The 23,564-nt window shown below is 69.7% G+C and carries 25 protein-coding genes; 14 read left to right on the top strand and 11 right to left on the bottom strand.

The genetic code is table 11. The annotated features are described in order from the left end of the window. Positions 1–157: 157 nt before the first annotated feature. Positions 158–1,345 (bottom strand): hypothetical protein, encoded by a 1,188-nt coding sequence (locus ACWDSJ_RS22605; protein WP_450034051.1) that lies wholly within the window; start codon positions 1,343–1,345, stop codon positions 158–160. A gap of 263 nt (positions 1,346–1,608) precedes the next feature. Further along, positions 1,609–3,039 (bottom strand): NAD(P)H-quinone dehydrogenase, encoded by a 1,431-nt coding sequence (locus ACWDSJ_RS22600; RefSeq protein ID WP_387362498.1) that lies wholly within the window; start codon positions 3,037–3,039, stop codon positions 1,609–1,611. A gap of 139 nt (positions 3,040–3,178) precedes the next feature. Here ACWDSJ_RS22600 and ACWDSJ_RS22595 point away from each other — a divergent pair, with 139 nt between their 5' ends. Next, positions 3,179–3,658 carry a gamma-glutamylcyclotransferase gene (locus tag ACWDSJ_RS22595; RefSeq protein WP_387362500.1) on the top strand — a complete coding sequence of 160 codons (480 nt, stop codon included), beginning with the start codon at positions 3,179–3,181 and terminating at the stop codon, positions 3,656–3,658. Between the two features lie 53 nt (positions 3,659–3,711). On the opposite strand, the gene ACWDSJ_RS22590 is transcribed toward ACWDSJ_RS22595, so the two are convergent. The 4 genes from ACWDSJ_RS22590 to ACWDSJ_RS22575 all read right to left on the bottom strand — a co-directional run bounded on the left by ACWDSJ_RS22590 (position 3,712) and on the right by ACWDSJ_RS22575 (position 7,848). After that, positions 3,712–4,818, bottom strand: a complete 1,107-nt coding sequence (locus tag ACWDSJ_RS22590; protein WP_450034196.1) for a M20 family metallopeptidase — start codon at positions 4,816–4,818, stop codon at positions 3,712–3,714. Positions 4,819–4,916: 98 nt separating this feature from the next. Beyond that, complete coding sequence (locus ACWDSJ_RS22585) at positions 4,917–6,092, bottom strand: amidohydrolase (protein WP_450034194.1); 1,176 nt, start codon at positions 6,090–6,092, stop codon at positions 4,917–4,919. A gap of 123 nt (positions 6,093–6,215) precedes the next feature. Continuing rightward, positions 6,216–6,917 carry an enoyl-CoA hydratase-related protein gene (locus tag ACWDSJ_RS22580; protein ID WP_450034048.1) on the bottom strand — a complete coding sequence of 234 codons (702 nt, stop codon included), beginning with the start codon at positions 6,915–6,917 and terminating at the stop codon, positions 6,216–6,218. A gap of 22 nt (positions 6,918–6,939) precedes the next feature. After that, on the bottom strand, positions 6,940–7,848 hold the full coding sequence (locus ACWDSJ_RS22575; RefSeq protein ID WP_450034046.1) for a ribonuclease Z: 909 nt from the start codon (positions 7,846–7,848) through the stop codon (positions 6,940–6,942). A gap of 64 nt (positions 7,849–7,912) precedes the next feature. Between ACWDSJ_RS22575 and ACWDSJ_RS22570 the strand changes: the two genes are divergently transcribed. Further along, the gene (locus tag ACWDSJ_RS22570) at positions 7,913–8,692 is read left to right on the top strand and encodes a purine-nucleoside phosphorylase (RefSeq protein WP_450034044.1); all 780 of its coding nucleotides are present in this window, start codon (positions 7,913–7,915) and stop codon (positions 8,690–8,692) included. 10 nt (positions 8,693–8,702) lie between these two features. After that, the gene (locus tag ACWDSJ_RS22565) at positions 8,703–10,262 is read left to right on the top strand and encodes a phospho-sugar mutase (RefSeq protein WP_450034043.1); all 1,560 of its coding nucleotides are present in this window, start codon (positions 8,703–8,705) and stop codon (positions 10,260–10,262) included. Here ACWDSJ_RS22565 and upp read toward each other — a convergent pair. Continuing rightward, positions 10,259–10,882 (bottom strand): uracil phosphoribosyltransferase, encoded by a 624-nt coding sequence (upp, locus tag ACWDSJ_RS22560; protein ID WP_387362509.1) that lies wholly within the window; start codon positions 10,880–10,882, stop codon positions 10,259–10,261. The genes ACWDSJ_RS22565 and upp overlap by 4 nt on opposite strands. Before the next feature lie 112 nt (positions 10,883–10,994). Here upp and ACWDSJ_RS22555 point away from each other — a divergent pair, with 112 nt between their 5' ends. From ACWDSJ_RS22555 to ACWDSJ_RS22535, 5 genes are read left to right on the top strand one after another with little or no spacing between them, the layout of a single operon-like run. After that, the gene (locus ACWDSJ_RS22555) at positions 10,995–11,321 is read left to right on the top strand and encodes a type VII secretion target (RefSeq protein WP_450034041.1); all 327 of its coding nucleotides are present in this window, start codon (positions 10,995–10,997) and stop codon (positions 11,319–11,321) included. Further along, positions 11,318–12,478, top strand: coding sequence for an NlpC/P60 family protein (locus ACWDSJ_RS22550; RefSeq protein WP_450034039.1), 1,161 nt, complete (start codon positions 11,318–11,320; stop codon positions 12,476–12,478). Before ACWDSJ_RS22555 ends, ACWDSJ_RS22550 begins: the two co-directional genes overlap by 4 nt. Then, positions 12,475–12,819, top strand: a complete 345-nt coding sequence (locus tag ACWDSJ_RS22545; RefSeq protein WP_387362515.1) for a hypothetical protein — start codon at positions 12,475–12,477, stop codon at positions 12,817–12,819. Before ACWDSJ_RS22550 ends, ACWDSJ_RS22545 begins: the two co-directional genes overlap by 4 nt. Further along, positions 12,816–13,148, top strand: coding sequence for a YbaB/EbfC family nucleoid-associated protein (locus ACWDSJ_RS22540; protein ID WP_387362517.1), 333 nt, complete (start codon positions 12,816–12,818; stop codon positions 13,146–13,148). The genes ACWDSJ_RS22545 and ACWDSJ_RS22540 overlap by 4 nt, the downstream gene beginning before the upstream one ends. A 33-nt stretch (positions 13,149–13,181) precedes the next feature. After that, positions 13,182–14,429 carry a primosomal protein gene (locus tag ACWDSJ_RS22535; protein WP_450034038.1) on the top strand — a complete coding sequence of 416 codons (1,248 nt, stop codon included), beginning with the start codon at positions 13,182–13,184 and terminating at the stop codon, positions 14,427–14,429. Between the two features lie 19 nt (positions 14,430–14,448). Here the strand turns inward: ACWDSJ_RS22535 and ACWDSJ_RS22530 are convergent, their stop codons facing one another. After that, positions 14,449–15,540 carry an adenosine deaminase gene (locus ACWDSJ_RS22530; protein ID WP_450034037.1) on the bottom strand — a complete coding sequence of 364 codons (1,092 nt, stop codon included), beginning with the start codon at positions 15,538–15,540 and terminating at the stop codon, positions 14,449–14,451. 109 nt (positions 15,541–15,649) lie between these two features. Further along, positions 15,650–16,942 (bottom strand): thymidine phosphorylase, encoded by a 1,293-nt coding sequence (locus tag ACWDSJ_RS22525; protein ID WP_450034036.1) that lies wholly within the window; start codon positions 16,940–16,942, stop codon positions 15,650–15,652. 144 nt (positions 16,943–17,086) lie between these two features. On the opposite strand from ACWDSJ_RS22525, the gene ACWDSJ_RS22520 reads away from it, so the two are divergent. After that, positions 17,087–17,356 (top strand): hypothetical protein, encoded by a 270-nt coding sequence (locus ACWDSJ_RS22520; protein WP_450034035.1) that lies wholly within the window; start codon positions 17,087–17,089, stop codon positions 17,354–17,356. Positions 17,357–17,495: 139 nt separating this feature from the next. Here the strand turns inward: ACWDSJ_RS22520 and ACWDSJ_RS22515 are convergent, their stop codons facing one another. Then, positions 17,496–17,897 (bottom strand): cytidine deaminase, encoded by a 402-nt coding sequence (locus tag ACWDSJ_RS22515; RefSeq protein ID WP_387362526.1) that lies wholly within the window; start codon positions 17,895–17,897, stop codon positions 17,496–17,498. Between the two features lie 336 nt (positions 17,898–18,233). On the opposite strand from ACWDSJ_RS22515, the gene sdhC reads away from it, so the two are divergent. The 4 genes from sdhC to ACWDSJ_RS22495 are packed head-to-tail and all read left to right on the top strand — an operon-like array spanning position 18,234 to position 21,634. Then, on the top strand, positions 18,234–18,635 hold the full coding sequence (sdhC, locus tag ACWDSJ_RS22510; protein WP_387362528.1) for a succinate dehydrogenase, cytochrome b556 subunit: 402 nt from the start codon (positions 18,234–18,236) through the stop codon (positions 18,633–18,635). Position 18,636: 1 nt separating this feature from the next. Further along, on the top strand, positions 18,637–19,068 hold the full coding sequence (locus tag ACWDSJ_RS22505) for a succinate dehydrogenase hydrophobic membrane anchor subunit (RefSeq protein WP_387362530.1): 432 nt from the start codon (positions 18,637–18,639) through the stop codon (positions 19,066–19,068). A 32-nt stretch (positions 19,069–19,100) separates the two neighbouring features. Beyond that, the gene (gene sdhA / locus ACWDSJ_RS22500) at positions 19,101–20,867 is read left to right on the top strand and encodes a succinate dehydrogenase flavoprotein subunit (protein WP_387363074.1); all 1,767 of its coding nucleotides are present in this window, start codon (positions 19,101–19,103) and stop codon (positions 20,865–20,867) included. After that, positions 20,867–21,634: a succinate dehydrogenase iron-sulfur subunit gene (locus ACWDSJ_RS22495; protein ID WP_387362532.1), complete on the top strand. Its 768-nt coding sequence runs from the start codon at positions 20,867–20,869 to the stop codon at positions 21,632–21,634. Before sdhA ends, ACWDSJ_RS22495 begins: the two co-directional genes overlap by 1 nt. Positions 21,635–21,760: 126 nt before the next feature. Here ACWDSJ_RS22495 and ACWDSJ_RS22490 read toward each other — a convergent pair whose 3' ends face one another. Next, a complete protein-coding gene (locus ACWDSJ_RS22490) occupies positions 21,761–22,528 on the bottom strand; it encodes an ATP-binding protein (RefSeq protein WP_450034034.1) in 768 nt (255 codons plus the stop codon). Between the two features lie 154 nt (positions 22,529–22,682). Here ACWDSJ_RS22490 and ACWDSJ_RS22485 point away from each other — a divergent pair, with 154 nt between their 5' ends. Further along, positions 22,683–23,561, top strand: coding sequence for a phenylalanine 4-monooxygenase (locus tag ACWDSJ_RS22485; protein WP_450034032.1), 879 nt, complete (start codon positions 22,683–22,685; stop codon positions 23,559–23,561). Positions 23,562–23,564: the final 3 nt, after the last annotated feature.

Below are 23,564 nucleotides of genomic sequence, written 5' to 3'. Positions count from 1 at the left end.
ACCGGTGGCCCGAACGCCGAATCCTGTTCCTCCGGATCCGGCCGCTCGGAATCACGACGGTTCGCGTCGTCTGCGGAACCCATCACCCGTCCCTTCCCCATGACACACGCGTGGGGCGGTCACCGACCGCCCCACGCGTTGTTACCCAGTCTGTGTGTCAGTACTGAACGTCGCCGCCCCACTGGGTGGTGAGGCCCCCGACGTTCACCGTTGCCGGAGCGATCTCGCCCTCCGGCAGCCTACCAACTCGGCCCGCGGCGTCGAGCGCCTCGGAACCGAACGGCTGCTGGCGGATCCAGCCCTCGACCGCCGCCTTGGCCGCGTTGGCCTGGGTGGTGTCGATGTAGGTCTCCGCCTTCGCGTCCTCGCGGTCGGTGGCGTGGGTGTAGTAGGTGAGCTTGATCTTGTTGGGCTCCACGAACTCCACCGAGGCGCCCGCGTCACCGGAACCGGTCGGCGTGCTGTAGCCGATGGTGCCGACGTAGCCGTCGAGGTTGGAGAAGTGGTGGGTGTTGGCCACGAACCCGGGCAGCAGCGCGCCGCCGTCGACGTTGGCGCCGACCTCGGTGTGCGGACCGGTCATGGTGACGACCGGCGCGGCGGGGGCCTGTTGCAGGCTCGGGGAGTTCCAGCGCTGCTGCTGATCGCCCTGGCCGCCGGTCAGGTTGTCGCTGTTGCCGCCGCCCTGCTGCTGCGGCTGTTGCTGCTGCGGACGGCTCGGAGTGGTCGGGCCCTGCGGCTGCTGACCCGGCTTCAGGTCCTGAGATCCGTTGGGCGCGTTGGGTTCCGGGGCCGTCTGCGGGGGGTTGTTGTTGGGGTTGTTCTGCCCCGGCACCGGCAGCGGCGCGACGCGCGGGTTGGTGACGCCCGGCTGCTGCGGTCCGGCCATGTCGGGGCCGTTGGGGTTGGTGGTGCCCGGCTGCTGCGGCGTGGTCGTGCCCGGCTGCTGCGGGGTGGTGGTGCCCGGCTGGCTCGGGCCGGTGCCCGGCTGCTGGGGCGTGGTGCCCGGCTGGCTCGGGCCCGTGCCGGGCTGCTGCGGCGTGGTGCCGGGCTGGTTCTGCTGGGGGTTCGCACCCGGCTGATTCTGCTGAGGATTCGTGCCCGGCTGCGGCGGGGTGCACGGATTGCCTTGTCCCGGAGCGCAATCGCCCTGCTGCGGGGCCTGCTGCTGGACATTGCCCTGCTGGACGTTGCCCTGTTGGGTATTGCCCTGCTGGACGTTCTGGTCCTGCTGGGCACCCTCGGTGGGAACCGGCGCCTGATCCGCGGGCGCCGCATTGGCCGGTGCGGACAGGATGGTCGCGACTGCGGCCGCGGTCGCCAGAGGCAACGACGTCGTGGCCATCGCTCGCTGCACCCGACTCGGCTTACGATGCTTCACTGCTCGTCCATACCTTTCCCGAGCTCGCCGTCACCCGAGACCGGCCGCTCTCCTGTTGTCCCTCATCGGATGGCCGGACCGCGCCCTGCCGCGACCCCGTGGGTCATCCGCGGACTCCGTCGGGAAAGACGCATCCCCCGTGCACATCTCTGCCGGAAGTGAACCATACGAACAACATTCAGGCAACACGGATGTAAAGGCCACGGCGACAGTAACCTCCGGGCGAATCAGCCCAGGTCGTCGTGCCGCATGAGCTGCCGCGCGGCCTCGGTGATCGACCCGGACAGCGACGGGTACACCGAGAACGTCTGCGCCAGATCGTTGACGGTCAGGTTGTTCTGCACCGCGATGGCGATCGGCAGGATCAACTCCGAGGCGATGGGCGCGACGACCACGCCGCCGATCACCACTCCGGTGGCGGGCCGGCAGAAGATCTTCACGAAGCCGCGGCGCAAACCCGACATCTTGGCCCGCGGATTGGTGTTCAGCGGCAGCATGACCGTGCGGGCGGGCACCTCGCCGTTGTCGATGGCGTTCTGGCTCACGCCGACCGTGGCGATCTCGGGTCGGGTGAACACCGCCGACGCGACCGTCTTGAGCCGGATCGGCTGCACGCCCTCGCCGAGCGCGTGATACATCGCGATCCGGCCCTGCATGGCGGCCACCGAGGCCAGCGGCAGCAGGCCGGTGCAGTCGCCCGCGGCGTAGATGCCGGGCACCGAGGTCCGCGAGACTCGGTCCACCCGCAGGTAGCCGCCCTTGTCGAGCTGGATGCCGATGCGCTCGAGGCCGAGGTTCTGGGTGTTGGGGGTGGACCCGACGGTCATCAGCACGTGCGAACCGGTCACCGCGCGACCGTCGGAGAGTTTGACCACGATGCCGTCGGCGGTGCGCTCGACGGCGTCGGCGCGGGCCTGTTTGACCAGTTCCACGCCGCGTTCGGTGAGGGCGTCCTCGAGCACCAGGGCGGCGTCGGCGTCCTCGCCGGGCATGATGCGGTCGCGGCTCGACACGACCTTCACCTTCACGCCCATCTCGGTGTAGGCGGAGACGAATTCGGCGCCGGTGACGCCGGAACCGACGACCACCAGGGTGCTCGGCAGCTCCTTGAGGTCGTAGAGCTGACGCCAGTTCAGGATGCGTTCGCCGTCGGGTTCCGCGCCGGGCAACACGCGCGGGTTCGCGCCGGTGGAAATCAGCACCACGTCGGCCTCGAGCACGCGCTCGGTGCCGTCGGCCAGCGTGGCCCGGACCAGATGGGTGGCCAGACCCGCGATCTGATCGATCAGTTCGCCGTGGCCGTTGAGGACGGAGACGCCCGCGGCCTGGAGCTTGGAACGGATGTCGGAGGACTGCGCCTGCGCGAGCATCTTCACGCGGGAATTGACCTCGCCCAGGCGCACCTTCGCCTGCGCGGGGTGCAGGGTGATGCCGAGGTCGCGGGCGCGGCGCAGATCGGTGCGCACGCCGGTCGAGGCGATGAAGGTCTTGGACGGCACACAGTCCCAGAGCACGCAGGCGCCACCGATGCCGTCGCGGTCGATTACGGTGACCGTCGCGCCGTGCTGAGCCGCGACCAGGGCCGCTTCGTAACCTGCCGGGCCGCCTCCGATGATCGCGATGCGGGTCATGTGTACCTCCGCTGTCGAGCTGTGCAACCGGGATCTCCGGTCTGGGTTCAACTTATCGGTCCTGCTCCGGGCAGGTTCGGTCGCACCGCCGGTCACGGTCGGCAAATCGAGGGCCGAAGCGAGGCCATCGGGCGCAGCGGCCGCGACTGTTCGATACCCTTGCTGGGTGCCGATATACGCCGCCTACGGATCCAATATGGATCCCGAGCAGATGCTCAAGCGCTGTCCGCACTCGCCCGTGTACGGAACCGGCTGGCTGGAGGGTTGGCGCCTGACCTTCGCCGGGGACGACATCGGCTGGGAGGGCCCGCTGGCAACGGTGGTCGAGGAGCCCGGCTCGCGAGTGTTCGTCGTGCTGTACGACGTCTCCCCCGAGGACGAGATGAGCCTGGACCGCTGGGAGGGCTCGGACTTCGGCATCCACAAGAAGATCCGCCTCCGCGTCACGCCCAACCCGGGCACGGGCGGGGATTCGGTACTGGCTTGGCTGTATGTGCTGGACGCCTACGAGGGCGGGCTGCCGTCGGCCCGGTATCTCGGGGTGATCGCGGATGCGGCCGAAAAGGCCGGGGCGCCAAGCGATTACACGCATGCGTTGCGGACGCGCAACAGCAGGAACGTGGGGCCTGGGACGTTCGGGATGTAGTCCTCGAGGTCGGCCCTGGGGGGCCGACCTCGAGGAACAGGGGGTGGGGACCCTCAGCCCTGCAACGCCACGTTCGTGAGGACCCGCACGCCGACCGCCAGGGCCCGCTCGTCGATGTCGAAAGTGGGCTGGTGCAAATCCAATTGGGGGCCGGTGCCGGACCAGACGCCGAGGCGGGCCATGGCGCCGGGGACCTCCTCGAGGTACCAGGAGAAGTCCTCGCCGCCGCCGGATTGGGGGGTGTCGGAGAGGGAGCCGGGGCCGAGGGTGCGGATGGCGTTCTCCAGGATGCGGGTGGACTGTTCCTCGTTGACCACCGGGGGGACGCCGCGCTTGTAGTTCAGTTGGTAGCGGACGCCGGTGGGGGCGAGCAGGCCGTCGACGATCTCGCGGACCAGGGGCTCGAGCAGGGACCAGGTGGCGTGGTCGCCGGTGCGGACGGTGCCGGTGAGCATGCCGGTCTGCGGAATCGCGTTGGGGGCCTTGCCCGCCGAGACCGCGCCCCACACCATGACCGTGCTCGTGCGCGGATCGATGCGGCGGCTGAGCATTCCGGGCAGACCCGTGATGACCGTGCCGATCGCGTAGACCAGATCGCTGGTCAGATGCGGCCGCGAGGTGTGCCCGCCCGGCGAGTCGAGCACCAGCTCGACCGTGTCGGCGGCCGAGGTGATGGCCCCGACCCGGACCCCGACGCGCCCGACCTCGAGGCGGGGATCGCAGTGCAGCGCGAACATGCGCGACACGCCCTCCATCGCGCCGCTGGCGACCATATCGATGGCCCCGCCGGGCATGACCTCCTCGGCGTGCTGGAACACCAGCCGCACGCCCACGGGCAGCCGCGGCACCTCGGCCAGCGCGAGGGCCGTGCCCAGCAGGATGGCGGTGTGCGCGTCGTGGCCGCAGGCGTGCGACACGCCCGGCACGGACGAGGCGAAGGGCAGGCCCGTGTACTCCTGCAACGGCAGCGCGTCCATATCGGCGCGCAGTCCGACGCGCGGGCCGTCGGGACCGATGTCACAGATGAGGCCGGTGCCGGTGGGCAGCTTGCGCGGTTCGAGTCCGGCCTTCACCAGCCAGCTCTCGATGAACTCGGTCGTCGCGAACTCGGTCCGGGACAGTTCGGGGTTGGCGTGGATGTGCCGCCGGAACCCGATCAGGTCCTCCGAGTGCTCGCGTAACCACGCGTCGACGGCCTTCCGCCCCGACGACGCCTCTTCCGGGTCCGCCACATCCGCGGCGCAACCCCCGCTCGTGCTCACCGAATCTCCTCCTGTCGCTGAACGCTGCGCTCCAACAACCTGGCCCTGTGAAATTGATCGTTCGCTATCTGTATCGCGGTACGCGCCAGGGCCGTAGCCCCGTCGATCACCGCGAGATCCGCGGACGGTGTCACGCACGCCGCCGCGAACTCGGGCTGATGCGTGACCGCGCCTCCGGCATCGAGCCCGATGACCGGATGGATGCCGGGAATCACGTTGGTGACGTTGCCCATATCGGTGCTGCCCAGCGGCCGAGCCGCCTCCAGCTCCGGCGCGAGCGGTACGCGTCCCATCCCGACGATCTGCTCGCGGTATGCCCACAGTAGTCCCGGATCGGGCGTGAGCTCGGTATACGTGGGCGCGAGCGTCCGGATTTCGTGGGTACATCCGGTCGCCAGCGCGCCCGCCTCGAAACACGCCGATGCCCGTCGCATCAACTCGGCGAGGGACGCGGAATCGACCGCCCGTAGGTAATACAGCAGTTCCGCCTGTCCGGGCACGATATTGGGGGCAACACCACCCGATCCGACTATACCGTGAAGTTGCTGTCCGGGCCCGAGATGCTGCCGCAGCAAGCCCAGAGCAACCTGCGCGACGGTCACCGCGTCGCCGGCGTTGCGGCCCTGGTCGGGCGCGGCGCTCGCATGGGCCTCGCGGCCGTGGTACACGATCGACAGATCGGCCAGCGCCAGCGAGCGCGCAGCGACGATATCGGCCGGGCCGGGGTGGACCATGAGGGCCATCGCGATGTCGTCGAACACGCCGCGTTCGAGCATGAGGACCTTGCCGCCGCCGCTCTCCTCGGCCGGGGTGCCCAGAACCCGCACCGTGATTCCGCACACATCGGCCACCGCGGCCAGCCCGAGGGCGGCGCCGACGGCGGACGCGGCGATGATGTTGTGCCCGCAGGCGTGGCCGATCTCGGGCAGCGCGTCGTACTCGGCGCAGATGCCCACCACGAGGTCGCCGCTGCCGTAGCTGGCGACGAAGGCGGTGTCCAGATCCGCGACCGGCGCGGCGATCTCGAAGCCCCGCTCCCGCAGCGGCGCCAGAGTCTTTGCGACACTGCGGGTTTCGTGGAAGGCCAGTTCCGGTTCGGCGTGGATGTCGTGCGCGAGCGCGACGAGTTCGGCGGCCGCCGCGCCGATCGCGGCGTCGGCGGCAGCGGTCACCGCGGGATCCGCGGGCGCGACGACATCCGCCCCCGCGTCCCGCGTTTCGGCCGTCCGGTCCTCGCGGCTGCGTGGCATGGCACACAGTGTTGCACTGTGGCCGCCACCGCGCCTATCGGGTTATCACGGCGCGAACGCGAGGTTCTCGTCGGTCGTGGGGACGGTCAGACCCTCGAGGGTGCGCGCGTGCAGGGCCCGCTTGATGACCGGCAGATTGGGTTTGCGGTTGGGCGCGAGCGCGGTGGCCCGCGCGACCGCGGTCGGCAGCACCTGATCGGCCGCGGCCTGATCGTCCACGATCCCGGCCGCGATGGCCGCGTCGGCGCCGTAGCGGCGGCCGGTGGTCATCGCCTCGACCGCGACCTGATTGGCCAGCCGCCCGGTCACCAGGGCGTTCATCGCGACGGTGAACGGCATGCCCAGATGCACCTCGGGCAGGCACCAGAAGCCGCGATCGGACCGCATCACGCGGAAGTCGTGCGCGAGGGCCAGCATCGCGCCCGCGCCGAAGGCGTGCCCGTTGAGCGCGGCCACGGTCGGCAGCGGGAAGGCCAGCAATCGGGTGTAGAGCGAATGCACCCGGTCCAGGTACCAGTTCTTGCGGTCGAGGTTGGCGAAAAGCCAGTCGGTGTCGAGACCGTTGCTGTAGAACTTGCCGGTCGCGACGGTGACCAGCGCCGCCGGTCCCGACGACGCCTCGACCTTGTCCAACAGCCCGTGCAGGGCGTCGATCCACTCGGGGTGGAAGCGGTTCTCGTTGTCGGTCTGACCCTCGCTGCCCAGGGAGAGCACGAAGACGTCCCCGTCACGTTCCAAGTACGGCATGCGCCGAGAATATCCCTCGAAGTTACCGGCGAGTCGGGACCGGTACGCGTTGCAGGTCCTCGGCCACCACCAGCTCGCCGTCGAAGTACTTGCTCGCCTCGATGCGATGGCCGTCGAGGTCGCCGTAGCGCTGTGAGAAATGCGTGAGCACCAGCGTGCGCACCCCGGCCGCGGCGGCCGCCCGCGCGGCCTCGGCGGCGGTGAGGTGGCCGTACTCGCGGGCCAGGGCCGCGTCGGCGTCGAGGAAGGTCGCCTCGATGACGAGCATATCGGCCTCGTGCGCCAATTCCTCGACGCCCGAACACATTCGGGTGTCCATCACGAACGCGAAGCGCTGCCCGCGCCGGACCGTCGAGACCTCCGCGAGCTCGACCACCCGCCCGGTCGGCAGCCGCAGCGTGCCCTCGCGCTGCAACCGCCCCACATCCGGACCCGAAATTCCCAGCGCGCGTAGGCGTTCCGGCAACATGCGGCGGCCGTCGGGTTCGACGAGCCGATACCCGAAGGTGTCGATCCGATGCGAGAGCCGCACGGCCTCCGCGCGAAAGGGCGCGTCCGGCAACGGGATCGGACCCGGCGCGGTGACCGGTCGCTCCCGCAGCCCCGGAAACCACGGCACGACGTCGCGCAGCCGCTCGAAGAACTCCTGGCCCGAACCCGGATAGCAGACGTCCACCGGATGCGGCACCTGATCCAGATTGAGCCGGGCCAGCACGCCGGGCAGTCCGAGGCAGTGGTCGCCGTGGAAATGCGTCAGGCAGATCCGCGTGATCCCGGTGGCCGACACGCCCGCGAACTGCATCTGCCGCTGGGTGCCCTCGCCGGGATCGAACAGCAGCCCCTCGCTGTCCCAGCGCAGCAGATAGCCGTTGTGATTCCGCTGCCGAGTCGGTACCTGGCTGGCCGTCCCCAGCACGACGAGTTCACGCACGCCCCCATCCTGCCCCGCCCGTCCCCCGGGCGCGCGGACCTTCGCGCCGGACTATCGTGAGCCCATGCTTGCCGCACAGGCCGCCGAGGCGATCGCCGAACGAACGGGAGTATCGGACCACCGGATCGCGGTGGTGCTCGGCTCGGGCTGGCAGGACGCCGCCGCCGAGATCGGCAGCCCCACCGCCTCGGTGCCCATGGCCGAACTGCCCGGCTTCGACACCCCGACCGCGCAGGGCCATCAGGGCACCGTGCATTCGGTGCGCGTGAACGACGCCGACGTGCTGCTGCTGATGGGCCGCCAGCATCTCTACGAGGGCCACGAGCCCGCGCAGGTCGTGCACGGCGTGCGGGCGGCGATCGCGGCGGGCGCGCGCACCGTGCTGCTGACCAATGCCGCGGGCGGTATCCGCCCCGGGCTGCGGGTCGGTGAGCCGGTGCTGATAGCCGATCACCTCAATCTCACCGGCCGCACCCCGCTGACCGGGGCCACCTTCGTCGATCTGGTCGACGCCTGGGACCCCGGATTGCGCACGCTGGCAAGGGAAGTCGATCCCAGCCTGACCGAGGGCGTGTACGCGGGCCTGACCGGCCCGCAGTACGAGACGCCCGCCGAGATCCGCATGCTCGCCACCGTCGGCGCCGATCTGGTCGGCATGTCGACCGTGCTGGAGGCGATCGCCTGCCGCGCCGCCGGGGCGCGGGTGCTGGGCATCTCGCTGGTGACCAACCTCGCCGCGGGCGTGACGGGCGAACATCTCTCGCACGCGGAGGTCCTCGCCGAGGGGCACGCCGCCGCACCGCGATTGGGCAAGCTGCTGCGCGGCGTGCTGGAACGGCTGTAGGGCAGAGACGATGCTGCGCTTCGGAACCGCGGGTCTGCGCGGCCCGCTCCGCGACGGCCCCGACGGCATAAACGTCACCACGGTCACCCGCGCCACGGCCGGACTCGCCGAATGGCTGCGCGGGCGCTGCCTGGGCGGCGGACTGGTGATCGTCGGCCGCGACGCCCGGCACGGCTCGGCCGAATTCGCCGCCACCACCGCGAAAGTCCTTGCCGCCGGGGGCTTCTCGGTGCTCCCGCTGACCAAGCCGCTGCCCACCCCGATCCTCGCCTTCGCGGTGCGCGAACTCGGCGCGGTGGCCGGGGTGCAGATCACCGCCTCGCACAATCCGCCCGGCGACAACGGCTACAAGGTCTATCTCGACGGCGGTTCGCAGCTGATCCCGCCCGCCGACGGCGAGATCGAACGGCTCATCGAGGCCGCGGCCGAACCGATTCCGCGCGCCGATCCCGAGTCCACGGCACCGGCCCCCGCGATCCTCGGCCTGCCCGCGGGCGCCACGACGACGGCCATGACCGAGGAGATCGTGCGGCGCTACCTCGCGCGGGTGGCCGAACTGCCCGGCGTGCTCGGCGGCCCGGACTCGGAAGCCGTGTCGCGCAAGACCTTACGCATCGCGCTGACCCCCTTGCACGGCGTCGGCGGTCAGGCGGTCGTGACCGCGCTGCACGCGGCGGGCTTCCTCGACGTGCACGTCGTGGTCGACCAGTTCGCCCCCGATCCGGACTTCCCGACCGTCGCCTTCCCGAATCCGGAGGAGCCCGGCGCGTCGGACAAACTGCTCGCGCTGGCCCAGCGGGTGCACGCCGATGTGGCCATCGCGCTGGACCCCGACGCCGACCGCTGCGCCGTCGGCGTGCCCGGACCCGAGGGCTGGCGGATGCTGCGCGGCGACGAAACCGGTGTCCTGCTGGCCGATTACGTGCTGCGCGCCGCCCCGCCGGACGCGCTGGTGGCCACGACGATCGTGTCCTCGCGATTGTTGAGCGAGCTCGCGCCCGCGCGCGGGGCCCGCTACGCCGAGACCCTCACCGGCTTCAAATGGCTGGCGCGCGCGGGCGAGGGTCTGGTCTACGCCTACGAGGAGGCGATCGGACACTGCGTCGACCCGGACTCCGTGCGCGACAAGGACGGCATCTCCGCGGCGGTGGCCGCGGCCGATCTGGTGGCGCGGCTGCGCGCGGCGGGCCGCAGCGTGCACGAGGCGCTCGACGACTACGCCCTGGAATTCGGGGCGCACGTGGGCGATCAGATCTCGGTGCGGATGGCCGATCCGGCCGCGGCCGCCGAGGTGCTCACCCGGCTGCGCGCGGCCCCGCCCGCGACCCTCGGCGGGGAACCGGTGCGCTGCACGGATCTGGCGCAGGCCCGGGGCCGGATGCGTACGGACGCACTGATTTTCGAGGGCGCGGGCCAGCGGCTGGTGATCCGTCCGTCGGGCACCGAGCCGAAACTCAAGTGCTACCTCGAGGTGGTCGAGCCGGTGTCGTCGCGCGACGAGCTGCCGGAGGCGCGGCTGGCCGCCGCCCGGCGGTTGATGGAACTGCGCGCGTTCTGCGAGAAGCTCTAGCGCGGCCCGAACTGCCGATCGCCCGCGTCCCCGAGACCGGGCACGATGTAGGCGTCGGCATTGAGCCGCTCGTCCACCGCGGCCGTGACCAGCCGCACCGGCAGGCCCGAATCCGTCAGCGCCGCAATGCCTTCCGGCGCGGCGACGACGCAGACGGCGGTGATGTCGGTGGCGGCGCGCGCGGCCAGCAGTTCCAGGGTGTGCCGCATGGACCCGCCCGTGGCCAGCATCGGATCGAGCACGAAGACCGGCTGCCCGGACAGGTCCTCGGGCAGCGACTCCATGTACGGCACCGGCCGGTGCGAACTCTCGTCGCGGGCGATGCCGACGAACCCCACCCGCGATTCGGGGATGAGCGCGCTCGCCGCGTCCACCATGCCCAGCCCGGCGCGCAGCACCGGAACCAGCAGCGGCGGCCGGGCCAGTCGCACCCCGCGCGTGGCGGCCACGGGCGTGCTGAGGTCGAAGGTCGTCACCTCGGCCTCGCGCAGCGCCTCGTAGATGAGGATGCCGGTCAGATCCCGCAGTGCCGCACGAAAAGCCGCGTTGGATGTGCCCGCGTCCCGCATAGTGGTCAGCAAGGTGGCGGCCAGCGGATGATCCACGAGGTGGGTGCGCATGAGGGAACGATATCGGCCCGATTTCGTGCCGGGGAACGGGAACCGGCCCCGCGGCGCCTGCGTCGAAGTACTCGGATGACGTAATCTGCCCACGAGACCAGCACGATGGGGGATGTTGATGCACAAGATCTCGGTCGACACCGAGGGCGTCGCCGCCTACGGTGCGACAGCCGATGGACTCGCCGGTGAGATGGCCGCCGCGGCGGCCGGGGCCGCGGGCGCGAATCCGGTTCTGCTGGGCCCGATCTTCGGTCTGATCGGCGGTGATTTCGTGGCCGCCTACGCCGCCGCGCACGCCGGTCACGTCGCCTCGATCGGCGAATTGTCCGCGGTGCTGGGCACTGTCGGCGCCGCGGCCACCGGGGCCGCGGGCGCCTACGCCGGAACCGACGCCGCGGGCGCCGCGGGTCTGCGCGCCACCGAGGGAGGGCTGGCGTGACCGCGCCCGTCGTCGACCTCACCGCGCTCGCGCAGCCGCTGCTCGATCTGCTGGCGAGTTTCGGCAACGGTGTGCTGCCCGGCGGCGGCCCGGCCGACGCGCTGCGCAACGCGTCGACCAGCCTTGACGGGATTCATCAGGCGGGCGCGTCGAGTATCAATCAACTGACCAGCGTGTGGAACGGCCAGGGCGGCGACGCGGCCATGGACAAGGCGATGAAGGTGCAGACCTCCGCCGCGGCCATCTCCGATCGCGGCTACAGCATCGCCGACGTGGTCAGCCAGGCCGCGGCCACCGTGCAGACCGGGCAGAAGGAACTCGACGCGATCCTGCAGTCGTTCGTGGACTCGGTGACCGCGCTCGGCCCGGCGGTCACCACCCCGCCCGGTCTGGCGGCCGTGGTGAGCTCGGCCATCGACCATTTCGGGCAGGCGCTGACCGTGGTCGGCCGGGTCCGCTCCGAACTCGACACCCACACCGCGGCCATGACGGAACTGACCCCGCCACCGCCCACTCCCCCGCCCGCCGACGCCGCGGCCGCCGCGACCGCTCCCGCCTCGATGGCCGCGCCCGTGCTCAGCGGGGTGCAGCAGGCCGGTTCGGCGCTCAGCGGCCTCGCCTCCACCGGCGGCTCGATGGCCGCACCCCTGATCCATACGGCCTCCATGGCCATGCCGTCGCGATCGAGTTCCGGCGGTTCGGGCACGACCACGCCGACCCCGGGCACGGCGACCGAGGGCGACCGGCCCGGGCGGCACGGCGGGGTCATGATCACGCTGCCCGACGGCAGTCAGGTCGAGGCCCCCAACGAAAAGGCCGCCACCGCGGTCAAATCCGCGATCAGCGCGGTCGGCACCCCCTATGTGTGGGGCGGCAACACCCCCGGCGCGGGCCTGGATTGCAGCGGCCTCACGAAATGGGCCTACGGCGAGGCCGGGGTCGACCTGCCCCGGCTGGCCGCCGACCAGTCCGCGGGCGCGACCCCGGTCAGCCCCGGTGATCTCATGCCCGGCGATCTGGCCGTCTGGGACGGTCACGTCGCCATGGTGATCGGTAACGGACAGATGGTCGAGGCCGGTGATCCGGTACAGATCGATCCGATTCGAACGGAGAACATGGGTATGGCGTTCCACGGCTTCTACAGGCCCACGTCATGAGCAAGCCACCGCAGATTCCGAACGTCACGGTCGCCGCCAGCACCAACCGCGCGGGCACCATCACCGTCCGCGCCACCGATCAGGGCATGCCGGTGGAGATCAAATTCGAGCGCAGCGAATACCGTTACGGCGCAAGCGCTCTGGCCGCGGAGATCCTGCGCCTGACCAAACGCTCGACCATCGTGGCCAAGGCGCGCCGCCGCGAACAGCTGGCCGAATCCGGGATGCCCGCCGAGATCCTCGACAAGCTGGACCTGCCCACCCGGCAGGCCGCGGTGGACGAACTGGATCGCATGGACGACGAGGACACGGGACCCACGAGCTGGATGAGGCCGGTATGAGCGCGGAGATGGACGCCCTGGTCGCGGCGGCGACGCAGAAGCTGGAGGCGCTCGAGGCGGCGCTCTACGGTCTGAAGAACGTGCGCGGCCGCTACACCACCGACGACGGTTCGGTGAGCGTGGAGGTCGACAGCAACGGCGCGCTGGTCGCACTGTCCCTGGCGGAGACGGTGACGTCCAGACCCCCTGCCGAGATCGGGCAGGCCATCATCTGGGCGTGCCAGCAGGCCGCCCAGGACGCCGGTGAGCAACGGTCGAAGGTGGTCGGCGAGCTCAACTCCACCTTCGTGACCCCGCCGCCGGGAAACGTTGGGGGGCGGGCCGAATAGTGCCGAACGGCGAGGCTCGATAGGCTTCCGGTCATGGCTTCTGGAGACATCGTCCCGATCGAGCTCGGCCTGACCGACGGCGACCTCGTCACACTGTGGGCACCGCGCTGGCGGGACGGTGACGACGAGTGGGAGGCATTCCTCGGGCACGAGGACGCGCTGTACGGATTCGAGTCGGTCGCGGATCTGGCGGCGTTCATCCGCACCGACGACGACAACGATCTGGTCGATCATCCGGCCTGGAAGGTCGTGGTCGGACTGGGCGCGCCCGAGCTGGAGCCGGAGGAGCAGTACGTCTTCGATCTGGTCGGCGTGCCGGAGCTCGCGGCCGGTGATCCGGATCCGGAGACCGTGGCCGAACTCGAGGAGACCCTCGACATGGTCCGCACCATCGGCGAGGTCTGCGAACTCGACGTGGTGACGAAGTTCTTCGGCTCGCATCCGGTGCTGGGCGCGCTGCCCGCCGGGGTGAGCGCCTTCTACGGGCGCGAGGGCGAGGAGCTGTGGGACCAGATCGGCACCGCCATCGCCAAGGACTGGGACCGCGTCGTCGACGCCATCGACTCGGTCGTCAAGACCCCCGAGGTCGACGCCGAGGCGGTGGCCGTCGCGGAGGCGGAACTGCTTGCGGCCGAGGAGAACATCGTCGACGCGGAGGATGTCGGCGACACCGATGACGACGACGAGATCGAACAGGTCGACCTCGACGCGGACGACGAGGAGGCCGAGGAGGAGACGTTCTGGCACGAGGTCGGCATCGACCCGGTCAAGATCGTCACCGCCGCGGACACGTACTTCACGCTGCGCTGTTACCTCGACGACGAGCCGGTCTTCCTGGGCACCGAGGGCACCATCACGGTGTTCACCTCCGAGCGCGCGCTGGCCCGCTACCTCGCCGACGACCACGAGCACGACCTGTCCCGGGTGAGCACCTACGGCGAGGTGCAGACCGCGGCGGTGGACGGCTCGCTGGAGATCGAGGTCGAGGACGACAACGTCTACGTCCTGCCCGGCCTGGCCGACGATCTGGCCGCGGGCCCGGAGGCCGTCGACATCGAACAGCTCGATCTGGCGGTCGAATTGTTCAGCGACGCGGCCGATTACGCGGGCGACGACGCGGTCGAGCAAGCACTCGCCAAGTCGACCCCGCTGGGCTGGTACGTCTCCTACCTGCTCGAGCCGGATCCGAGCCGACTGGCCCCGAGCCCGCCGTTCACCGCCGAGGCGGAGAGCTGGCGGGCCCTGGAGCACGCGTTCGAGGCCCGGCTCGAGAAGGGCTGAGCCCGAGAAGGACTGGGGCTCAACCGATCAGGACGGCGTACCCCGGCTTGATCACCTCGTCGATGAGCCGGAGCCGGTCCGGGAACGGGATGAACGCGGATTTCATCGCGTTGATGGTGAACCGCTCCAGATCGCTCCAGCCGTAGCCGAAGGTCTCGACCAGTTTGAGCATCTCGCGGCTCATGGTGGTGTCGCTCATGAGCCGGTTGTCGGTGTTGACAGTGACGCGGAAGCGGAGCCGGGCCAGCAGGTCGAACGGATGCTTCTCCAGCGAGGGCACCGCGCCGGTCTGCACGTTCGACGACGGGCACAGCTCCAGCGGAATTCGCTTGTCCCGCACATGATTCGCGACCAGACCGAGGGTCGGCTCGGAGTCGGAGTCGAAGATGTCGTCGGTGATCCGCACCCCGTGCCCGAGCCGATCGCAGCCGCAGAACGCCAGCGCCTCGTGAATGGACGGCAGCCCGAACGCCTCCCCGGCGTGGATGGTGAACGAGCCGTGGTTGGCGCGCATGTACTCGAAGGCGTCCAGGTGCCGGGTGGGCGGGTACCCGGCCTCCGCCCCGGCGATATCGAAGCCGCCCACGCCGCGATCGCGGAAACGCACTGTCAGTTCGGCGATTTCGAGTGAGCGGGCGGCGTGCCGCATGGCCGTGAGCAGACAGACCATCCGGATCGGCGTCCCGGCGGCCGCGGCCAGTTCCTCGCCCTCGCGGAATCCGGCGAGGGTGTGTTCGACGACCTCGTCGAGGGTCAGGCCGCGTTCCAGATGCTGTTCGGGGGCGAAGCGCACCTCGGCGTACACCACGCCGTCGGCGGCCAGATCCTCGGCGCATTCGCGGGCCACCCGCCGCAGCCCCTCCGGGGTCTGCATCACGGCGACGGTGTGATCGAAGGTTTCCAGATAGCGCTCGAGCGAACCGCTGTCGGCGGCGTCGCGGAACCAGGTCGCCAGCGATTCGGCGTCCGTCGCCGGTAGCGCGTCGTAGCCGCACTCGGCGGCCAGCTCGAGGACGGTCGCGGGCCGCAGACCGCCGTCGAGATGGTCGTGCAGTACGGCCTTCGGGGCTCGGCGGATCGAGGCGAGTGTCAAAGGCATCGGTCCAGTCATGTACCGACGCTATCCGCATCGGACGCGTTCCGCAGCGGACTTCCCCGGTGTGCACCCCGGCGCGGGCAAATCGACGCCCCGATGTCGCCCGCGTGTCGCCGAGCGGCGGTCAGGGGGCGATGCGGTCCAGCACGAGCGGGGTGTCCGGACCCGGCTCGGCCCCGATGACGTAGGCCCCGCGCAGTGCGTCGCGGGCGGCCGGAATCGCCTCGGGCGTGTCGGTGTGCAAGGTCAGCAGCGGTTGCCCGGCCGTCACCGATTCGCCCGGCTTGGCGTGCATTTCGACGCCCGCGCCGAATTGCACCGGATCGCCCTGACGCGCCCGCCCCGCCCCGAGCCGCCAGGCCGCGAGGCCGACGCCCATGGCGTCCAGCCGGGTGAGCGTGCCGCTCTGGTCGGCGGTGACCACCTCGGTGTGGCGGGCGCGCGGCAGCGGTGCGTCCGGGTCACCGCCCTGGGCCGCGATCATGGCTCGCCAGCGGTCCATGGCCCGGCCGTCGGCGAGCGCGTCGGCGGGGTCGACATCGTGAATTCCGGCCCGCGCCACCATCTCCCGGGCCAGGGTCAGGGTGAGTTCCACGACGTCGGCGGGTCCGCCGCCCGCGAGCACCTCGACCGATTCGGCGACCTCGAGCGCGTTGCCCGCGGTGCGGCCGAGCGGGGTGTCCATATCGGTGAGGAGCGCGACCGTGCGCACGCCCGCGTCGGTGCCCAATTCGACCATGGTGCGGGCCAATTCGCGGGCCGAGTCCGCGTCCTTCATGAAGGCGCCGCCGCCGACCTTCACATCGAGGACCAGTGCCGCGGTGCCCTCGGCGATCTTCTTGCTCATGATCGAACTCGCGATCAGCGGAATGGATTCGACGGTTCCGGTCACATCGCGCAGGGCGTAGAGCCGCTTGTCGGCGGGGGCGAGATCGGCTCCGGCCGCGCACACCACCGCGCCGACGTTCGGATCGGTCAGCATCGCGCGCATCCGTTCGACCGGGACGTCGGCCCGCCACCCCGGGATCGACTCCAGCTTGTCGAGCGTGCCGCCGGTGTGGCCCAGGCCGCGACCCGACAGCTGCGGCACGGCCGCCCCGCAGGCGGCGACCAAGGGGGCCAGCGGCAGGGTGATCTTGTCGCCGACCCCGCCCGTCGAATGCTTGTCCACGGTCGGGCGCGGCAGGTCGGTGAAGTCCATCCGCCGCCCGGATTCGATCATGGCCCGGGTCCAGGTGGCGATCTCGCGGCGCGTCATCCCGCGCCACACGATCGCCATGGCCAGCGCGGCCATCTGGTAGTCGGCCACCTCCCCCCGCGTGAAAGCGTCCACGACCCAGGCGATCTGCTCGTCGCTGAGTTCGTCCCCGTCCCGTTTGGCCGCGATCACCGACACCGCCGACTGCGCACTCACCATATGTCCCACCCTCTCAGAAGGGCCTGGAAAGGGTGCGGATTCCAAACGCGGGGTGCGACTGTCCGAACGCCTCGGCGACACGCGGAAAGCCCTGTTGCCCTGGGGTAGCCTCGCCGCCATACGGAATCGACGAAGGGGGAAGGTATGTCGTACATCGAACTCGGCCGCCGAGTAACCAAGCTCGAAGGCCGGGTAACCGATATCGAGGAGAGCCATGGAGCGTCGATCTACCGGCTCGAGCGGCGTTCGATCCGAAGTGAATTGATCGAGTCCCAATTGGTGGACGGGGTCAACTATCTGCAAGCGGGCATGGCCCGCATCCTTCAGCATTTCGGACTACCGCCGATCCCGTTCTCGCCCATCGCCATGCCGACCGAGGATGAGATCGACGCGGTGCTGGAGGATCAGACCTGAGAGCGGACGCCTTCATCCATCCGTGAATGCTTGGGGCACTGCGCATTTCGTGCCGAATGACGAAACTTCGCGCAGTGGCCCCGAGCGCGCGGCGGCCGCGGGAAGGGGCAGCGATCGAGCGGAGGTGCGATATTTCACATCATTCCCGCCCGGCCGCCAAATCCTCCGGCCCGAAGGCATCGGGTAGCAAACGCCCCAACGGCTTCGGCCCCTCGGCGTGGTCGACCAACATCTCCGCACCTCCGTGCTCATAGAGCACCTGCCGACACCGCCCGCACGGCATCAGGATCGCCCCGCGCGAGTCGCACACGGAAACCGCCAGCAATCGCCCGCCACCGGTTGCGGCGAGGTTACCGACGAGTACGCATTCGGCGCAGAGGCCCAAACCGTATGAGACATTTTCCACATTGCATCCGAGGACGATTCGCCCGTCGGCACCGAGCCCGGCCGCCCCGACCGGAAACCGCGAGTACGGCGCATACGCGTTGCGCATGACTTCAATTGCCTTGTGACGCAAGGCATCCCAATCTATTTCGGGCATACCGGACCTCCGCTCGGACGACTCGGAAACGACGGTAGAGAAGGGCGAACGACCACGTCAATCGAATAGGCAAGGCAAACCTAACTATGCCGAATTGTGCTCCAACGCTCAGCACGCCGAATTAGTTCCGCCATTCGCCGGGGATTAGAGTTCCAGACAGATCGGTTCAGGTTCCCGGCGGCGGGTCGACCACAGCCTCCGGGGTGTTGGCTCCGGGCACGAGCTGGTGTTTTCCAGATCCAACGGCTCTCCAGTCCCGCGCCGAAACCGCGACCGGGTCCGACTAGCCGGGTGCGCCCGGCGTGTCCATCAACGACGTTGGAGGCACCGCACTCTATGACGACCACGCTCGAAGCTCCGGCTCAGCCGAAGCGGAAGACCCTGTACCGCGGCGACCCGGGCATGTGGTCCTGGGCCCTGCACCGGATCACCGGTGTCACGATCTTCTTCTTCCTGTTCGTCCACGTCCTCGACACCGCTCTGGTGCGCGTCAGCCCGGACACCTACGACCGGGCCATCGAGACGTACAAGAACCCGGTCGTCGCCCTGATGGAGATGGCCCTCGTGGTGTGCGTGCTGTTCCACGCCCTCAACGGCATCCGGGTCATCCTCGTCGACTTCTGGTCCCAGGGCCCGCGCTACCAGCGACTGATGCTGTGGATCGTGCTCGCGATCTGGGTCGTCGTCGCGGGCGCCGGGGTCGGACGCCAGTTCTTCTACCTGTTCACGGAGCACTGATATGTCTGCACCCGTCCTCGGCAAGTCCTACGACCGCCCGGCCAGCCTCGACGCTCCCCGCGCCCCCCGGCGTACCCGGGGCAACAACTTCGAGAAGTACGCCTGGCTGTTCATGCGCTTCTCCGGCCTGCTGCTGGTCGTGCTGGTCATCGGCCACATGACGATCATGCTCATGCTCGACGGCGGCGTGAAGCGGCTGAACTTCGGCTTCGTCGCGGGCCGCTGGGCCAGCCCGTTCTGGCAGCTGTGGGATCTGGCCATGCTGTGGCTCGCCCAGCTGCACGGCGGCAACGGCCTGCGCACGGTCATCGACGACTACTCGCGCAAGGACTCGACCCGCTTCTGGCTGAAGACGCTGCTGGCGATCTCCATGATCCTGATCATGGGCGTGGGCACCTACGTCATCTTCACCTTCGACCCCAACATCAGTTAGGAACGCCACCTCCGATGAGTGAGACTCGTCCCATCCAGGAGCACCGCTACGACGTCGTGATCGTCGGCGCGGGTGGCGCGGGGATGCGCGCGGCGATCGAGGCCGGTCCCCGGGCCCGCACCGCGGTGCTGACCAAGCTGTACCCGACCCGCTCCCACACCGGCGCGGCCCAGGGCGGCATGTGCGCCGCGCTGGCCAATGTCGAAGAGGACAACTGGGAGTGGCACACCTTCGACACCGTCAAGGGTGGCGACTACATCGTCGACCAGGACGCCGCGGAGATCATGGCCAAGGAGGCCATCGACGCCGTGCTCGATCTGGAGAAGATGGGCCTGCCGTTCAACCGCACCCCCGAGGGCAAGATCGACCAGCGCCGCTTCGGCGGGCACACCCGGGACCACGGCAAGGCCCCGGTGCGCCGCGCGTGCTACGCCGCCGACCGCACGGGCCACATGATCCTGCAGACGCTCTACCAGAACTGCGTCAAGCACGACGTCGAGTTCTTCAACGAGTTCTACGTGCTGGACCTGGTGCTGACCAACACCGACCGCGGCCCGGTGGCCACCGGTGTGGTCGCCTACGAGCTGGCCACCGGCGAGCTGCACGTCTTCCACGCCAAGGCGATCGTGTTCGCCACCGGCGGCTCGGGCCGCATGTACAAGACGACCTCCAACGCCCACACCCTCACCGGTGACGGCATGGCGATCGTGTTCCGCAAGGGACTTCCGTTGGAGGACATGGAATTCCACCAGTTCCATCCGACGGGCCTGGCGGGCCTGGGCATCCTCATCTCCGAGGCCGTGCGCGGCGAGGGCGGCATCCTGCGCAACGCGTCCGGCGAGCGGTTCATGGAGCGCTACGCCCCGACCATCAAGGACCTCGCGCCGCGCGACATCGTCGCCCGCTCGATGGTCAAGGAGGTCCTCGAGGGCCGCGGCGCCGGGCCGAACAAGGACTACGTCTACATCGACGTCACCCACCTCGGCGAGGACGTGCTCGAGGAGAAGCTGCCCGACATCACCGAGTTCTCGCGCACCTACCTGGGCGTGGACCCGGTGAAGGAGCCGGTGCCGGTCATGCCGACCTGCCACTACGTCATGGGCGGCATCCCGACCCGCATCCGCGGCGAGGTGCTGCGCAACAACACCGATGTGGTGCCCGGCCTCTACGCCGCCGGTGAGTGCGCGTGCGTATCGGTGCACGGCGCGAACCGCCTGGGCACCAACTCGCTGCTGGACATCAATGTGTTCGGCCGCCGCGCGGGCATCGCCGCCGCGGAGTACGCCCAGCGCAGCGAGTTCGTCGAAATGCCCGACGCCCCGGCCGAATACGTGCAGGGCTGGCTGTCGAGCCTGCTGTCGGATCACGGCAACGAGCGCGTCGCCGACATCCGCACCGAGTTGCAGAACACCATGGACGCCAATGCCGCGGTGTTCCGCACCGAGGAGACCCTCAAGACGGCGCTCACCGACATCCACGCGCTCAAGGAGCGCTACGCGCACATCACCGTGCAGGACAAGGGCCGCCGCTACAACAGCGATCTGCTCGAGGCCGTCGAGCTGGGCTTCCTGCTCGAGCTGGCCGAGGTGACCGTGGTCGGCGCGCTCAACCGCAAGGAGTCGCGCGGCGGCCACGCCCGCGAGGACTACCCGGACCGCGACGACGTCAACTTCATGCGTCACACCATGGCGTACAAGGACGTCGAGCCCGGCGCGCACGCCGAACTGATCGCCGACATCCGGCTCGACTTCAAGCCGGTGGTGCAGACCCGTTACGAGCCGATGGAGCGTAAGTACTGATGACCGCTGTAGCAGAGGCCCCGCAGAAGGCCGCTCCGGTGCCCGAGGGTTCGACCATGATCACCGTCAAGGTGGCCCGGTTCAACCCCGAGGACGGCCAAGGGGCGCACTGGGATTCGTTCCAGGTGCCGGTGCTGCCCACCGACCGGTTCCTGAACGTGCTCATCTACATCAAGTCCTACCTGGACGGCACGCTCACCTTCCGCCGCTCCTGCGCCCACGGCGTGTGCGGTTCCGACGCCATGCGCATCAACGGCGTGAACCGGCTGGCGTGCAAGGTGCTGATGCGCGACATGCTGCCCAAGAGCGGCAAGTCGCTGACCGTCACCGTCGAGCCGATCCGCGGCCTGCCCGTGGAGAAGGATCTCGTGGTGGACATGGATCCGTTCTTCGACGCGTTCAAGGCCGTCAAGCCGTACCTCATCACGCACGGCAACGAGCCCACCCGCGAGCGCATCCAGTCCCAGGCCGACCGCGCGCGCTTCGACGACACCACCAAGTGCATCCTGTGCGCGTGCTGCACCACCTCGTGCCCGGTGTACTGGAGCGACGGCAGCTACTTCGGCCCGGCCGCCATCGTCAACGCGCACCGGTTCATCTTCGACAGCCGCGACGAGGGCGCCCGCGAACGCCTGGACATCCTCAACGACGTCGAGGGCGTGTGGCGCTGCCGCACCACCTTCAACTGCACCGACGCCTGCCCGCGCGGCATCGAGGTCACCAAGGCCATCCAGGAGGTCAAGCGCGCGCTGCTGTTCGCCCGCTGACCACCGTCGCCCTCGGCTTCGTCCGCGGCACGCAGGAGCGGTCGCTGATCCGCCGACCGGATTCGATCGCCGAGAACCGAAGGCCGCCAACCTCATTCGAGGGGGCGGCCTTCGATCCCTCCGGGCTCAGCCGAACTGCCGCCCGGCCTCGGTTCCGGTCGGCAGCGCGGCCCACACCACCTTGCCGGTCGGCACGCGCGGCGCGCAGCCCCAGGCGTGCGCGAGCCGGGCCACGACATGCAGGCCGTACAGATGCGTCTCCCCCGGCAGCGGTTCGTGCAGCACCGCCTCGCGCGGATCGTCGTCGCGGACGGCGACGGTCAGCAGATCCTGCCGCAGCTCCACCCGCACGCTGATCTCGGTGCCCGCGCGGCTGTGCGCGAGGGCGTTCTCCACCAGTTCGGTCACGACCAGTTCGGCGTCGGCGAAGACCTCCATGACCTGCCAGTTCCGGCACGCCTCGTCGACGAATCGCCGTGCGCGCCGGGCACAGTCGTCGGTGCGGGCCAGGGTCAGGGTGTCGTGCCGGTGCGACGCGGGCCGATCCGCCGCCGCCACCGCCGCGGTCACCGAATCGTGCACCGGCACGAACCGGCGCACGGCGCTGCGCTCGTACAACCCGCGCACCTCGGGATCCTCGGCGACCAGCAGGATCGGCACCCCGGGCCGCTCGCCCACCCGCATCCAGACATTGGCGAAGATGGTCAGCAACGGCTCGGCCCACACCCGCAGATCGTCGACCGCGACGATCACCGCCCGCGGCAGCCGCATGGCGAACTCGGCCAGATCCTCACCGAAGCCGCGATAGGTGATCGGATCGAGTTCGCCCTCCGGGCGCACCACCGCACACCCGTCGAGCTGGTGCGCGGCCCATCTGATCTCGTGCTCTACCATCACGTCGCTTCATCACCACCGTCGTCGGTCGGGCACCGCACCTCCGTCATCCCTGGCCTTACCCGGAACCTCACGGTTCGAACGCAGCTAGGCAATTCGACCAGCAAATCCGGGGTTTGTTGTCGGATCTGCCTGCCGGTGCTTGCATCGAGACATGTTCAACGAGGCTCAGCTGTACTCGCCGGTGACCGCGAGCACCGACGGCGACGTGACCGTGCACCTGAGCGACGACCACCCCGGCGGGCACGATCCGGAGTATCGGGCCCGCCGCAATGCGATCGCCGCCCTGGCGCTGTCGTACCGGCCCGGTGAGCCGCTACCGACGATCGACTACACCGACGAGGAACAGGAGGTCTGGCGGATCGTCTCGGCCGAGCTGGCCCGCAAGCACCGCCGCTACGCCGCGGCGGAGATCCTGGCGGGCGAGGAGCGGCTGGCGCTCCCGGGCGACCACATTCCGCAACTGCACGAGGTGACCGCGAAACTGGTGCCGCTCAGCGGTTTTCGCTATGTTCCGGCCGCGGGGCTGGTCCCGCTGCGGGAGTTCTTCGGCGCGTTCGCCGAGCGGACCTTCCACGCCACCCAGTACATCCGCCACCACTCCGCGCCGCTCTACACCCCGGAGCCGGACGCCATCCACGAGGTCATCGGCCACGCCAACCAGCTGGCGAGCCCGCGGTTCGCGGCGATCTACGCCGAGGTGGGCGCGGCGGCGACCCGGCTGGAAACCGTTGCGGCGCTGAAGTTCCTGGCCGATGTGTTCTGGTTCTCGATGGAGTTCGGCGTGGTCCGCGAACACGGTGAGGTGCGCTGTTACGGCGCGGGACTGCTGTCCTCGTTCGGCGAGATCGAGGAGTTCCGCTCGGCGACATTGCGGCCGTTGGACATTCACGAGATGGGCACGGCCGCCTACGACATCACCCACTACCAGCCGGTGTTGTACTGCGCGCGGTCGATCGGCGAGATCGAGGACGTGGTCGGCGGCTTCTTCGCGACGATGACCGACGACGTCGTCGCCGGGCATACCGCCTGAGGC

It is taken from the genome of Nocardia sp. NPDC003482 (assembly GCF_053588115.1).
The sequence above is the reverse complement of the archived record's forward strand: the minus strand, read 5'-3'. Positions and strand labels throughout refer to the sequence as shown.